Below are 989 nucleotides of genomic sequence, written 5' to 3' on the forward strand. Positions count from 1 at the left end.
CCCCCCGCCAGTATGAGCCGGCTTGGCAGGGGAAACTCACGTACGGTGCAGCCAATGCGGACGCCGTGCTGTATTCGACGCCGGACCTGGCACCGCACGTCGCACATCTGACGGACTCCGGGATCTATTTTCCGATCACAATTCGCCTCAGCGACGCTCCGGAGTGGGTCCCCGTGCCACATCGGGTAATCTTTTGCTCCCGCTGGGATGACGTCAAAGGGGCCCGTGAACAGCTGGAAGTGGCTCGGCTTCTGCGCGATTCCCTTCCTGATGTCGAGTTGGTTGGGCTGGACTGGGGGGAACGCTCGCAGGAGGCCATGGCAGCGGGAGTAAAACTGGTTCCCAAGATGCCGCCCGTTGAATTTAGACAATGGCTTGCCACTGCATCAGTGGTCGTTGGACAGATGACCAGCATCCTATCCGTCAGTGAACTGGAAGCCCTGGCAATCGGTGTCCCGCTGGTTAGTAGTGCAGATCCAGCTTTTTACCCCAGTCTCAACCATCTGAGTGGGAACGATCCCCAGGTAGTCACGCGGGATGTGGTTCGAGCTCTCGATGACCCGCACACCGCCTCCGCTCAGCAGGACGGCCCCGCGTTCATCGCAGCCGACCATGATGCGCGGGTGGGCGTGGAACGCCTCATCGAGGTGTACGGTGCCGTTATTGACGCCGCGGAATCAGACCAACGGAGAGTCTAGCCACACGCAAACAGACGGCGGGCAGCACCAGGTGCTGCCCGCCGTCTGTGGGTGGTTAGAGTTTTCCGGCGGGTTGTGGTGTGGTGGGGGCGCTGGTGTGGATGGTGCCGGTGCCGGCGTAGTACCAGAGGGTTCCGTCGGGTCGGGTGGCGAGGAGGTCGTTGCGGTTGTCGCTGTTGAAGTCTCCTGGTCCGAAGATGTCGGTGTAGGCTTGCCAGCCGCCGGTGCCGTTTTGTTGTGCTGGGGCGTAGCCTTCCTGGGTGGTGCTGGCTTGTCCGGTGCCGGCGTAGA

The 989-nt window shown here is 62.1% G+C and carries 1 protein-coding gene and 1 pseudogene; one reads left to right on the forward strand and one right to left on the reverse strand.

Annotated elements, in window-relative coordinates; translation table 11 throughout:
- The coding region (locus Y708_RS27460) for a glycosyltransferase family protein (protein WP_051478808.1) at positions 1-698 on the forward strand (698 nt) is incomplete at its 5' end.
- 55 nt (positions 699-753) lie between these two features.
- On the opposite strand, the pseudogene Y708_RS29730 reads toward Y708_RS27460, so the two are convergent.
- A pseudogene (locus Y708_RS29730) lies at positions 754-989 on the reverse strand (hypothetical protein); the annotation flags it as partial.

Source organism: Arthrobacter sp. H5 (assembly GCF_000520595.1).
In the GTDB taxonomy this organism is placed as follows: Bacteria; Actinomycetota; Actinomycetes; order Actinomycetales; family Micrococcaceae; genus Arthrobacter_D.